The organism is Streptomyces sp. NPDC044704 (assembly GCF_056433525.1).
This window is the reverse complement of the sequence record NZ_JBWKGY010000013.1, coordinates 132,444-144,606: the sequence shown is the minus strand read 5'-3', so window position 1 is coordinate 144,606 and position 12,163 is coordinate 132,444. Positions and strand designations below refer to the sequence as shown.

Below are 12,163 nucleotides of genomic sequence, written 5' to 3'. Positions count from 1 at the left end.
GCGCCGGCCGCGCTCAGGCGCGGACCAGCTGGACGCGGTCCTCGACCGGGACGTAGCCGATGCGCCGGTAGACGCCGTTGCTGGTGGGGTTGTCCAGGTCGGTGAACAGCAGCACCTCCGCGGCCCCGGCCGCGTACGCCGCCGCGCCCACCGCGTGCGTCACCCCGGCGGCGTAGCCGCGGCCCCGGGCGCCGGGCGGCGTGTACACCGGGTACACGCGGGAGACGGAGCCGATCGGGCGGGAGAAGCCGGCCGTCGACACCGGGGTGCCCCCGTCCTCCCAGAGCAGGATCCCCCCGTAGGAGATCCGGTCGCGCAGGGCCGCCTCGGAGGCGGCGCCCGGCTGGCCGGTCTCCCGGGCGAACGCCTCGTTCCACTCCCGCAGCAGCGGCAGGTCCCCCTCGGCCGCGGGCCGGGCCCGCCCCCGCGGGAACGGGTCGGGGGCCGTCGGCGCGGCGAGCCGGTACAGCCGGCTCTGCTCCGCGACCCGGGACGGCGCCCCCCAGGCCGGGGCCAGCACGGGCACGTCCCGGGCCCGCACGTTGAAGGCGTCGACCCCGGCGAGGAGCGGCTCGGCGGCCAGCGCGCCGCCCAGGGCCCGCACGGCCTCCCCGGGCAGAGCGCCGAGGACCAGCGGGAACGGCGGCGTGCGCAGCACCGCCCCGGCGACGGCCCCGTCCGCCCCCGTCCACCAGCCGAAGACGGGCTCCCCGGGACCGTGGGCGTGCGGGCCGCGCCGTTCCAGGGCGTCGGCGACGGTCAGCAGGAGGGTGTTGACGACGGGCTGCGCGGCCACGGCCGGGCGCGCGGCGGCCAGGTAGGCCGCCAGATCAGTGCTGAAGGTCCATGTCATGGCCCATCGTGGCGTGCCCCGGACGCGCCGCGCACCGGAGTTTCCGCCAGGCCGCGCCCGCCGGGGGCGGGGGCTACTCCCGCACGAAGAGGGCGCCCGTGTCGCGGAGCCGGGCGTGGAGTTCGGCGAAGACCGCGGCCGCGCGGTCGCCCGGCCAGTCGGCGGGCAGCAGGTCGCGGGGCAGCCCCGGGTCGGCGTACGGCAGGCGGCGCCAGGTGTCCAGGGCCGGCAGGTAGGTCCGGTAGGCCGCTTCCGGGGTGGGCTCCGGGCCGCTCTGGAGGGAGCGCAGGGCCGGTTCGTGCAGGTCGAGGAACTCCTCGTGCTGCTTGGCCAGCGCTGCCAGGTCCCACCAGCGGGCCACGGCCTCGGCGGTCGGGGCGAAGCCGAGGTGGGCGCCGCGGAACAGCTCCACGTACGCCGTCAGGTGCAGCCGCTCCAGGGTGTGGCCGGTCTCCCCGGCCAGGTGCGCCGGGGCGATCCAGACGCCGGGGGCGACGGCCCCGAAGCCGAGGCGGGCCAGCCGGGAGCGCAGCAGGTGCCGCTTGTGCCGCTCCTGCTCCGGTACGGAGAACACCGCGACCAGCCATTCCCCCGAGACCGGGGGTTCGCCGTAGATCCGCCGGTCCCCGTCCGCCAGCAGCAGCCGGGCCTCCTCGGAGAGGGCGTACCCGGCCGAGCCGTCCGCCGCCCGCGCCGGCTCCAGGAAGCCGCGCCGCTTGAGGCGCGACACCGAGGAGCGGACGGACGGCGCGTCCACCCCGGCCGCGCCCAGCAGGCGGACCAGGGCGGACACCGGTACGGGGCCCTCGAAGGACCGCCCGTAGGCGCCGTAGAACGTGACGATCAGGGATCGCGGAGTGTGCTGCTCGGCCACGGGTTCACTCTAGATCGCGCAGCCGGAACCGTTGGAGTTTGCCGGTCGCGGTGCGCGGCAGCGCCGGGAGGAACACGAACGAGCGCGGGCACTTGTGCGGGGCCAGCTCGCCGCGCATGAAGGTCCGCAGGTCGTCCTCGGTCAGCACCACCCCCTCCCGCAGGACGGTGTACGCCACCACGACCTGCCCGCGCCGCTCGTCGGGCCGGCCGACGACCGCCGCCTCCACCACGTCCGGATGGCGCAGCAGGGCCTCCTCGACCTCCGGGCCCGCGATGTTGTACCCGGCGGAGATGATCATGTCGTCGGCGCGGGCGACGTAGCGGAAGTAGCCCTCCGGATCGCGGACGTAGGTGTCGCCGGTCAGGTTCCAGCCGTCCCGCACGTACTCGCCCTGCCGCGGGTCGGCCAGGTAGCGGCAGCCCACCGGCCCCCGCACCGCCAGCAGCCCCGGCTCGTTGTCCGCCACCGGCCGCCCCGACGGGTCCACCACCCGGGCCTGCCAGCCCGGCACCACCCGGCCGGTCGTGCCGGGGCGGATGTCCTCGTCAGCCGCCGAGATGAAGATGTGCAGCAGCTCGGTGGCCCCGATCCCGTTGATGATCCGCAGGCCGGTGCGCTCGTACCAGGCCCGCCAGGTCGCCTCGGGCAGGTTCTCGCCCGCCGAGACGCAGCGGCGCAGCGCGGACAGGTCGTAGGCGCCCGTGTCGTACGGGCCGAGCGTGTCCAGCATCGACCGGTAGGCGGTGGGGGCGGTGAACAGCACCGTCACCCGGTGCTCGGCGAGCGCGGGCAGCAGCGCCCGGGGCGCGGCCTGTTCCAGCAGCAGCGCGCAGGCGCCGGCCCGCAGCGGGAACACCACCAGCCCGCCGAGGCCGAAGGTGAACCCGAGCGGGGGACTGCCCGCGAACACGTCGTCGGGACGGGGGCGCAGCACGCCGGCGGAGAAGGTGTCGGCGACGGCGAGCAGGTCCCGGTGGAAGTGCATGCAGCCCTTGGGGCGGCCGGTGGTCCCGGAGGTGAAGGCGATCAGCGCCACGTCGTCGGCGGAGGTCCCGACGGCCTCGTAGGGAGCGGAGTGCGCCCGCGCCAGCCGCAGCAGGTCGTCCGGTGCCTCCCCGCCGTACGCGGTGATCCGCAGCCCGGGCACCTCGGCCTTCGCCAGGTCGTCGAGGGCGCTCACGTGGCACAGGGCGTGCCGCACCCGGGCCATCGCGCACACCGTGGCCAGCTCCTGGGCCCGCTGCTGGGCCAGTACGGTGACGGCCACCGCGCCCGCCTTCATGACCGCCAGCCAGCAGGCGGCAAGCCAGGGGCCGGTGGGCCCGCGCAGCAGGACCCGGTTGCCGGGCACCACGCCGAGATCCACGGTGAGGACGTGGGCCAGGCGGTCCACGCGCTCGCGCAGTTCCCCGTACGACCACACCTCGCCCGAGCCGCTGCGGAACGCCGGCCGGTCCGGCCCGAACCGGCCGATGGTGGCGTCGAGCAGCTCGGCTCCGCAGTTCAGCCGGTCCGGATAGGCCAGTTCGGGGAGTTCGAACAGCAGGTTCGGCCAGGCGTGGGCGGGCGGGAGATGGTCCCGGGCAAAGGTGTCGGCGTGGGCGGAAGGCATGAGCTCCAAGGCGGGTTCGCCCCCTTGCAACGTCCGGATTGAGGTGGAGCCGGCCGTGCGGTCGCGACACGAGCGTATCGTGATGGTGACGGCAGTCAACAGGACGCGATAGAACTGGGGCATTCGGATGACCGGATTCGCGCTCGGGGCGGAAGAAGAGGAATGGTGCGGCCGGCTGCGCACCCTGGCGCGGGAACGGCTGAGGCCGCTCGCCGAGAAGGGCGAACCGGGCCGCGTGAACCGCCCGCTGCTCGCGGAACTCGGGGAACTGGGCCTGCTGGAGCGGGTGTTCACCTCCGGCGCGCTGGAGCTGTGCCTGCTCCGGGAGTCCCTGGCCTACGGATGCACCGAGGCGGAGACCGCCCTGGCCCTCCAGGGCCTCGGCGCGCACCCCGTGCTCGGTGCGGGCAGCGCGGCGCAGCGGGAACGCTGGCTGCCCGGCGTACGGGCGGGGCGGACCGTGGCGGCCTTCGCGCTGAGCGAGCCGGGCGCCGGCTCGGACGCGGCGGCCCTGGCCCTGGCCGCCGAGCCGGACGGGCCGGGCTGGCGGCTGACCGGAGCCAAGTGCTGGATCTCCAACGCCCCCGAGGCGGACTTCTACACCGTGTTCGCCCGGACGGGTGAGGCGCCCGGCGCCAAGGGCATCACCGCCTTCCTGGTCCCCGCGGACCGCGGGGGCCTCAGCGGCGAGGCCCTGGACATGCTGTCGCCGCACCCGATCGGCTCCCTCGCCTTCGACGGGGTGCCCGTCGGCCCGGAGGACGTCCTCGGCGAGCCCGGGCAGGGCTTCCGCGTCGCCATGCGGACGCTGAACCTGTTCCGGCCGAGCGTCGGCGCGTTCGCCGTCGGCATGGCCCGCGCCGCCCTGGACGCCACCCTCGCGCACACGGCGGGCCGGACCGCCTTCGGCGGGGTCCTGGCCGACCTCCAGGCCGTCGCGCACCGGGTCGCCGAGATGGCCACCCGCACCGAAGCGGCCCGGCTGCTGGTCTACGCGGCCGCCGGGGCCCACGACCGCGGCGCTCCCGACGTCCCCCGCCGGGCGGCGATGGCCAAGCTCCTCGCCACCGAGACGGCCCAGTACGTCGTCGACCACGCCGTCCAGCTGCACGGAGCGGCCGCCCTGCGCCGCGGCCATCTGCTGGAGCACCTCTACCGGGAAGTGCGGGCCCCCAGGATCTACGAGGGCGCCAGCGAGGTGCAGCGCACGATCATCGCGAAGGAGCTGTACCGGGAGGTGGCGGCCCGATGAGCCTGGAACGCGTCAACCCGGAGCGGCTGTCCCCGGCGGCCGGCTTCTCGCACGCCGTCGTCGCCACCGGGGGCCGCCTCGTGTTCCTGGCGGGGCAGACCGCGCTGGACGCCGCCGGGAAGGTGGTGGGCGAGACCCTGCCCGAGCAGTTCGAGCAGGCCCTGACCAACCTCCTGGCCGCCCTCGCGGCGGCGGGCGGCACCCCGGCGGACCTCGCCCGCGTCACGGTGTACGCGGCGGACGTGGCGGCGTACCGCGAACACGCCGGCGAACTCGGGCGGGTGTGGCGGCGGTTGGCCGGCCGTGACTACCCGGCGATGGCCGTGGTCGGAATCGTCCGGCTGTGGGACGCCGAGGCCCTGGTCGAACTGGACGGCATCGCGGTCCTGTCGTAGGCGGCGCCCTCCGCGCGGGGCGGGGCTCAGGGGCGGCCCGTGACGTGGCCCCCGTCCACGCGCAGGGCGTGTCCGGTGACGAACGCCGCCCCCGCGAGGTAGAGCACGGCCTCGGAGATCTCGGAGACCTCGCCCACGCGGTTCAGCAGGGCGAGGCCGCCGAAGGCGTCCACCTCGGAACCTCCGTGCAGGGGCGTGCGGATGATGCCGGGCGACACGAGGTTGACCCGGATGCCGTCCGCGGCGAGCTCCGCGGCCAGGCTCGTCGTCAGCGCGTGCACCCCGGCCTTGCTGACCACCGGCGCGGAGGCCGGGAAGCCGGCCAGGCCGTGGTCGACCAGCACGGTGCCGATGTTGACGATGCTGCCGCCCTCGCCCTGCGCGCGCAGGGCCCGCACCACGGCCTGCGTGGTGAGGTAGGTGCCCTTCAGGTTGCCGGTGAGGAAGCCGTCGAGCTCCTCCTCGGTCACCTCGGTGAACGGCTTGGAGGCGAAGGTGCCCGCGTTGTTGACCAGGACGTCGATCCGGCCGAACCGCTCCAGGGCGGTGGCCACGAGCGCCTCTCCGGTCCGCGGGTCCGCGATGTCGCCCGCGACCCAGGCGGTGCGCTCGGGGTGCCCGAGGCCGGCGGCGACCCGCTCCAGCCGGCCGGCGTCACGGCCGCCGAGGACCACGGCGGCGCCGTCGGCCAGGAAGGCGCGGGCGATGTCGAGCCCGATCCCGCTGGAGGCGCCGGTGACCAGGGCGGTGGTGACGGGGACGCGGGCGGTGCTGGTGTCGGTCATGGTGGGGGGTGCCTTCCGGGCCGGATCAACGGGGGACCCCACGAACCTACGAGCCGTCAGCCCATCACACCACGACGGAAATCGGAGCATGTGATAATCCACGGTTATGGATGTGGACCTGCGTGACCTGGAGCTCCTGCACGCCACGGCAGAGGCCGGCTCCCTGACCGCGGCCGCCGAACGGCTCTACGTCAGCCAGCCCGCCCTCAGCCAGCGGCTCACCCGGCTGGAGTCCCGCCTCGGCATGCGCGTCTTCGACCGCGAGGGCCGCCGCCTGGTGCCCAACGCGGCGGGCCGCCGGCTGCTGGCCGCCGCCCACCACGTCCTCGGCGAACTGGAGTCAGCCTCCCGCGACCTGCGGGAGCTCCGCGACGGACGCGACCGGCGGGTGCGCTTCACCGCCCAGTGCAGCACCACCTTTCCCTGGCTCCCGCCCGTCCTGCGCGCCTTCCGCGAGCGCGCGCCCGGCATCGAGGTCCGCATCGAGACCGTCCCCGACGACGCCCCGGTCCCGGCACTGCTCGCCGACCAGGTCGACGTCGCGCTGGTCACCAAGATCGACGCGCAGGCGGACAAGGTGGAGCTGGTCCGCCTCTTCGAGGACGAGATGACGGCGGTGGTCCCCGCCGGCCATCCGTGGGCCTCCCGCGCCCACCTGACCGCCCGTGACTTCGACGGGGTGGACCTGGTCCTCTACGACTTCTACGACCAGCAGCGCATCCCGTCGCTGCACCTGCCCCTCCCGGAGGGGGCCCGGCCGGGCCGGATCACGACCATGCCGGTCGTGACCGACCTGGTCGTCGAGATGGTGGCGGGCGGCCAGGGCGTCACGGTCCTGCCGAACTGGGTCGCCGCCCCGTACGTCGCCTCGCACGGCCTGGCCCTGGTCCGCATCGGCGCCCGGCCCCTCACCCGCACCTGGTACTGCGCCACCCGCCCCGGCCCCCGGCCGCCCCATCTCGACGTCTTCGTCGAGGAACTGGTGGCGCGCCTGGGCGACCGGGACGCGGGCCGGGACGGCACTGCCTAGTCCAGGCCACGGCACTGGTCCCTGTCACGGCACTTGTCCCGGTCACGGCACTAGCCCTCCAGGAGGTGGCCCATCCACTCCTCGATGCCCGCCACCGTGCGCGGCAGGGCTCCGGACATCAGGCGGGCGCCGTCGGCGGTGACGACCAGGTCGTCCTCGATGCGCACGCCGATGCCGCGCAGCTCCGCCGGGAGGGTCTCGTCGTCGGGCTGGAGGTAGAGGCCCGGTTCCACGGTGAGGACCTGACCCTCCTCCAGGACGCCGTCCAGGTACGTGTCGGCCCGCGCCTGCGCGCAGTCGTGGACGTCCAGTCCCAGCATGTGTCCGCTGCTGCACAGGGTGTACCGCCGGTGCAGATCGCCCTCCGCGTCCTTCAGGACCCCCCACTCGGCGAGCCCCTCCGCGATGACGCGCATCCCCGCGCGGTGGAAGTCGCGGAAGCTCGCGCCCGGGCGCAGCGCCGCCATGCCGGCGTCCTGGGCGGCCAGTACCAGTTCGTACACCTGCCGCTGTACGGGGGAGAAGCGGCCCGACAGCGGGAGGGTGCGGGTGATGTCGGCGGTGTAGAGGGTGTCGGTCTCCACGCCCGCGTCCAGCAGCAGCAGGTCGCCGCCGTCGAGCCGGCCGTCGTTGCGGATCCAGTGCAGTACGCAGGCGTGGGCGCCCGAGGCCGCGATCGTGTCGTAGCCGGTGCCGTTGCCCTCCGCCCGGGCGCGCAGGCCGAAGACCCCCTCGATCCAGCGCTCCCCGCGCGGATGGGCCAGCGCCCGCGGCAGGGCCCGTACGACGTCCTCGAACCCGGCGGTGGTGTGGTCGACCGCCAGCTGGAGCTGGCCGACCTCCCAGGCGTCCTTGACCAGGCGCAGCTCCGACAGGGCGGTGGCCAGCTCCCGGTCGGTGGAGGCGTCGCGGGCCGGCGGGGTGCCGAGGGCGTCCAGGTGCGCGCAGCGGATGCCGGTCAGCCGTTCCGCCTCCGCGAGGTCGGGGCGCCGGCCCACCCAGAACTCCCCGTAGCGGCGGTCTCGGTAGAACTCCTCGTTGCCGCCGGTCCGGGGCGAGCGCGGCCGCAGGTACAGGACGGCCTCGTGGCCGCTCGGCCCGGAGGGCTCCAGCACCAGGACGTGGCCCACCTGGTCCTCGCCGGTCAGGCCCGTCAGCCAGGCGTACGCGCTGTGCGGCCGGAACCGGTGGTCGCAGTCGTTGGAGCGGACCTTCAGCTCGCCCGCCGGTACGACGAGCCGCTCGCCCGGGAAGAGCGCCGAGAGGCGGGCCCGGCGCGCGGGGGTCACGGCGTGGGCGGGGACGCGCGCCGCGGCGGACAGCGGCGAGGCGGCCCAGTCCGCCGCCATGAAGCGGGACAACTCGGCTGATACCGGCAGGTCGTGGCTGCCGATGTTCAGGCGGGAGGGGTGGTCGGTCACGGAGGCTCCCTCAAGAAGTACTGAACTGGTGGGCGCACAGGTCTTGTCAGTGCAATTTCACATTACTATGTTACAGCTCACACCGCGGCACGTTAATCCCCGTCAAACGCCGCGTGACGCAGGGCAGTTCACGCACCACTTCCCCCACCTCCCTCCCAACCAGGAGTCACCGGTGTCCCAGCACAGAGCTGTGCGTACGTCCCTCCTCTCCGCCGCCGTGGCGGTCACCCTCCTGGCCACCGCCGGCCAGGCCGTGACCCAGGCGTCCGAGCGGGGCACCCCCGCCGCCGCGAGCGGCGCCTCCGCGCCCGGCGCCTTCGGCCCGGGGGCCGAGGCCGCCACGCCGAACCCCTTCGACGAGGTCGAGCGCCTCGCCGACGCCCAGGCGCCCGTACCGGCACCCGCCCTCGCCCCGGGCGGCAAGACCGAGGCCGGCGGGAAGGTGCCCGGCGCCGTCCCGGCCGCGTCCCCGCCGGTCTCGGCCGCGTCCGCCGAGCGCTCGGAGAAGAGCCGCGCGGCGGCCTCCGCCCAGGCCGCGCCCACGGCGCGGAGCGTGGCCGCGGGCGTCCCCTGCACCCTTGACGGGATCACGAACCTCACCCCGGAGCAGTTCGCCGACTTCCTCGGCGACCAGGCCGTCCTCGCCGACGGCTGTCTGCGGGGCCTCATCTGGACCTGGGACGCCCGCCTGGCGCCCGTCATGTCCGACGCCCACGTCCAGGCGGTCTCCCGCCGGATCTCGGCCCTGTCCGCCGCCCACGACGGCCGCAACTCCTCCCACCTGGAGGAGATGTTCACCTACCTGCACGCCGTGGCCTACCACGACTACTCGCGCACCGAGATCGACGTCACCGACGCCCCGACGGTCAACGCCATGCGGCAGGCCATCGCCGACTTCGGCGCCGCCGCCCGCAGCTTCGACGTCACGAAGACCAACGCCAACACCCTGCGCGAGGCCCTCTACGCGGCCAGCGCGCCCGGCCTGCGCCACCACCAGCTCGGCCTCATCAAGAAGGTCCTGGCAACCATGGACCCGGCCCACCCGGCCACCCACCACGACGCCGCCTGGGCGGGCGCCGCGCTGGCCGCGCTCTCCGTCAACTACCTCGGCGTCTACCCGGGCAACCAGGACGCCGCCTTCCACGCCGCGGCCGCGGCCGACCCCTCGTACCGCGCCGCGTTCAAGGCCTTCGCGACCCACACCCACCTCAAGGGCACCGCGAACGCCTGGGTGGCGCGCGACGCGCTCAGCGAGTACGCCCGCTTCGGCGAGATCGCGGGCCTGCGGGACCAGATAGTCGCCGACCTCGGCGGGATGCTGGAACAGGTCAGGAGGGACTTCGGCAACGGCAGCGAGCAGTGGGCCAAGCTCGTCTCCTGGCTCAACTACTACGACGCCTGCAAGCCGTACGGGGTGTGCAAGGAGGACATCGAGAAGCAGATCTTCCCGTACACCTACACCTACGACAACGGCGCCATCAAGGTCCGCACCGGCCTCGACCGGGCCACCGTCGACCAGCTCTACTACGCCAGCAAGCAGGTCAAGGCCCAGTACCACCGCGTGCTCGGCACCGACCAGCCGCTGGCCGGCGACCCCAACTCGACGCTGAACATCGTGCTCTACGGCTCCCGCGCCGACTACGAGAACTACCACCCGATCCTGACCGGATACGACACCAACAACGGCGGCATCTACATCGAGAACGGCGCCACCTTCTACACCTACCAGCGCCGCGTCCCGCAGGACTCCTCCCTCACCCTGGAAGAGCTCTTCCGCCACGAGTACACGCACTACCTCAACGGCCGCTACGCCGTCCCCGGCTTCTTCGGCCAGGGCCCCTGGTACGAGAGCGACCGCACCACCGCCATGGACGAGGGCACCGCCGAGTTCTTCGACGGCGCCACCCGCGACAACGGCATCGCCGTCCGCAAGTCCCTCGTCAAGTCCGTCATGGCCGACACCGCGAACGGCGGTCCGCGCATGACCGTCGAGCAGCTGCTGAACGCCACCTACGACGGCGACGGCTTCCGCTTCTACAGCTACGCCGGCACGTTCTTCGAGTTCCTGTGGACCGAGAAGCCCACGCTCCTGCGCGAGATGTACACCCACCTGCGCAACGACGACGTCGCGGCGTACGACGCCTGGCGCCACCGCACGGGCGCGGACACCTACCTCCAGCGCGACTACAACCGCTTCCTGGACGCCCAGATCGCCAAGGTCGACCAGCTGTTCGTGCCGAACACCACCTTCACGCCGAACGACCAGCTGCGCGACTCCGCGCTCGCCTCGGTGAAGTCGGCCTTCGCGACGGCCACGTACAACACGCCGGACTGCGTGGAGAACGGCGACCCCGGCAAGCGCCGCTTCACCTGTACGGGCCGGATCTCCGCGAACCTGAAGAACTGGCGGAGCGACGACCAGAACTTCAAGGACATGTCCGAGACGGTGGACTACTTCATCCTCGACCGGGCCGGCGCGGCCTCCAACAACCTGGCCGACATGAACTGCTCCTTCGGCCCGGTGGAGATCTGGACCAACAAGACGGCGGGAACCTCCTCCTTCAGCTGCGAGGGCCCGCTCCGCGGCTGACCCACACCCGGCCGGCCCCTCTCCGTAGGGGCCGGCGGGGTACCTAGGCACCCTCAAAAGAATGTGACATATTACTGCCGTGTCCCAGACCCACTCCTCGCCGGACGTCGTCATCATCGGCGCCGGTGTCGTCGGAGCCGCGTGCGCCTACTACGCGGCACGCTCCGGACTCTCCGTGGCGGTCGTCGACCGCGGCCCCGTCGCGGGAGGCACGACCGGCGCCGGTGAGGGCAACCTGCTCGTCTCCGACAAGGAGGCCGGCCCCGAACTCGACCTCGCGCTCCTGTCCACCGGCCTGTGGCGCGAACTCGCCGCCGTCCTCCCGCCGGAGGCGGAGTACGAGGCCAAGGGCGGCCTGGTCGTCGCCCCCGACGAGAGCACCCTGAAGGCCCTACGCGTCTTCGCCGACGGGCAGCGCGCCAGCGGGGTCCTCTCCACCGAGATCGGGCCGGACGCCCTGCGCGAACTGGAACCCCACCTGGCCCCGGGCCTCGCGGGCGGCTTCCACTACCCGCAGGACGCCCAGGTCCAGCCCGCCCAGGCGGCGGCCCGCCTCCTCGCCGCGTCGGGAGCCGCGCTGCACCTCGGCGAAGAGGTCACCGAGATCCTCCTCACCGACGGCACGGTCCGCGGCGTCCGCACCCCCCGGCGCACCCTGCACGCCCCGGCGGTCGTCAACGCGGCGGGCACCTGGGCCGGGCAGATCGCCGCCCTCGCCGGAACCACCCTGCCCGTCCTGCCCCGCCGCGGCTTCGTGCTCGTCACCGAACCCCTTCCCAGCCTGGTCCGGCACAAGGTCTACGCCGCCGACTACATCGCCGACGTCGCCAGCGGCTCCGCCGCCCTCCAGTCCTCCGCCGTGGTGGAGGGCACCCCCGCCGGCCCCGTCCTGATCGGCGCGACCCGCGAACGCGTCGGCTTCGACCGGGGCCTGTCCACCGAGGCGCTGCGCCGCCTGGCCGCCCAGGCGGCGGCCCTCTTCCCGGTCCTGGCCGGAGTCCGCGTCCTGCGCACCTACCACGGCTTCCGCCCCTACCTCCCCGACCACCTCCCGGCGATCGGCCCCGACCCCCGGGTACCGGGCCTGCTCCACGCCTGCGGCCACGAGGGCGCCGGCATCGGCCTGGCCCCCGCCACCGGCCTCCTGATCGCAGCCACCCTCACCGCCTCCACCCCCCCACTGAACCCCACCCCCTTCCACCCGAACCGCTTCGCGGATGCGCCCGCCCCGTGAGGACCGGAGGCGCGCCAGGCCGGGGGCGGGGACGGGGTGGGGGGTCGGCCGGGGCTAAAACGTGATTTGTTGGCGCCCTGCCCCGCCCGACAAGACGCTCCGGACAAGGCGCCA

General features: G+C 74.1%; 10 protein-coding genes. 5 read left to right on the top strand and 5 right to left on the bottom strand.

Features of this window, described 5'->3' with window-relative positions; all coding sequences use genetic code 11:
- Window positions 1–13: 13 nt before the first annotated feature.
- The 3 genes from AC07B0_RS28050 to AC07B0_RS28040 all read right to left on the bottom strand — a co-directional run bounded on the left by AC07B0_RS28050 (window position 14) and on the right by AC07B0_RS28040 (window position 3,342).
- Window positions 14–853 carry a GNAT family N-acetyltransferase gene (locus tag AC07B0_RS28050; protein ID WP_469379356.1) on the bottom strand — a complete coding sequence of 280 codons (840 nt, stop codon included), beginning with the start codon at window positions 851–853 and terminating at the stop codon, window positions 14–16.
- Between the two features lie 73 nt (window positions 854–926).
- Window positions 927–1,727, bottom strand: coding sequence for a PaaX family transcriptional regulator (locus AC07B0_RS28045; RefSeq protein WP_356880990.1), 801 nt, complete (start codon window positions 1,725–1,727; stop codon window positions 927–929).
- A 4-nt stretch (window positions 1,728–1,731) separates the two neighbouring features.
- On the bottom strand, window positions 1,732–3,342 hold the full coding sequence (locus tag AC07B0_RS28040) for an AMP-binding protein (protein ID WP_478899177.1): 1,611 nt from the start codon (window positions 3,340–3,342) through the stop codon (window positions 1,732–1,734).
- 127 nt (window positions 3,343–3,469) lie between these two features.
- Here AC07B0_RS28040 and AC07B0_RS28035 point away from each other — a divergent pair, with 127 nt between their 5' ends.
- Complete coding sequence (locus AC07B0_RS28035) at window positions 3,470–4,594, top strand: acyl-CoA dehydrogenase family protein (RefSeq protein WP_356880992.1); 1,125 nt, start codon at window positions 3,470–3,472, stop codon at window positions 4,592–4,594.
- Window positions 4,591–4,989, top strand: a complete 399-nt coding sequence (locus AC07B0_RS28030; RefSeq protein WP_356880994.1) for a RidA family protein — start codon at window positions 4,591–4,593, stop codon at window positions 4,987–4,989. The genes AC07B0_RS28035 and AC07B0_RS28030 overlap by 4 nt, the downstream gene beginning before the upstream one ends.
- Before the next feature lie 26 nt (window positions 4,990–5,015).
- Here the strand turns inward: AC07B0_RS28030 and AC07B0_RS28025 are convergent, their stop codons facing one another.
- Complete coding sequence (locus AC07B0_RS28025) at window positions 5,016–5,774, bottom strand: SDR family NAD(P)-dependent oxidoreductase (RefSeq protein WP_478899152.1); 759 nt, start codon at window positions 5,772–5,774, stop codon at window positions 5,016–5,018.
- 106 nt (window positions 5,775–5,880) lie between these two features.
- Here AC07B0_RS28025 and AC07B0_RS28020 point away from each other — a divergent pair, with 106 nt between their 5' ends.
- Window positions 5,881–6,804, top strand: coding sequence for a LysR family transcriptional regulator (locus AC07B0_RS28020; RefSeq protein ID WP_478899151.1), 924 nt, complete (start codon window positions 5,881–5,883; stop codon window positions 6,802–6,804).
- Between the two features lie 50 nt (window positions 6,805–6,854).
- Here AC07B0_RS28020 and AC07B0_RS28015 read toward each other — a convergent pair whose 3' ends face one another.
- On the bottom strand, window positions 6,855–8,225 hold the full coding sequence (locus tag AC07B0_RS28015) for an aminopeptidase P family protein (protein WP_478899150.1): 1,371 nt from the start codon (window positions 8,223–8,225) through the stop codon (window positions 6,855–6,857).
- Window positions 8,226–8,397: 172 nt separating this feature from the next.
- Between AC07B0_RS28015 and AC07B0_RS28010 the strand changes: the two genes are divergently transcribed.
- Window positions 8,398–10,815: a collagenase gene (locus AC07B0_RS28010; RefSeq protein WP_478899149.1), complete on the top strand. Its 2,418-nt coding sequence runs from the start codon at window positions 8,398–8,400 to the stop codon at window positions 10,813–10,815.
- A 79-nt stretch (window positions 10,816–10,894) separates the two neighbouring features.
- On the top strand, window positions 10,895–12,049 hold the full coding sequence (locus AC07B0_RS28005) for an NAD(P)/FAD-dependent oxidoreductase (protein ID WP_469379347.1): 1,155 nt from the start codon (window positions 10,895–10,897) through the stop codon (window positions 12,047–12,049).
- Window positions 12,050–12,163: the final 114 nt, after the last annotated feature.

Bases quoted from the DNA above. Each gene is read 5' to 3' on its own strand.
- AC07B0_RS28050 (WP_469379356.1), bottom strand. From the start codon at position 853: ATGACATGGACCTTCAGCACTGATCTGGCGGCCTACCTGGCCGCCGCG.
- AC07B0_RS28040 (WP_478899177.1), bottom strand. From the start codon at position 3,342: ATGCCTTCCGCCCACGCCGACACCTTTGCCCGGGACCATCTCCCGCCC.
- AC07B0_RS28035 (WP_356880992.1), top strand. From the start codon at position 3,470: ATGACCGGATTCGCGCTCGGGGCGGAAGAAGAGGAATGGTGCGGCCGG.
- AC07B0_RS28030 (WP_356880994.1), top strand. From the start codon at position 4,591: ATGAGCCTGGAACGCGTCAACCCGGAGCGGCTGTCCCCGGCGGCCGGC.
- AC07B0_RS28025 (WP_478899152.1), bottom strand. From the start codon at position 5,774: ATGACCGACACCAGCACCGCCCGCGTCCCCGTCACCACCGCCCTGGTC.
- AC07B0_RS28020 (WP_478899151.1), top strand. From the start codon at position 5,881: ATGGATGTGGACCTGCGTGACCTGGAGCTCCTGCACGCCACGGCAGAG.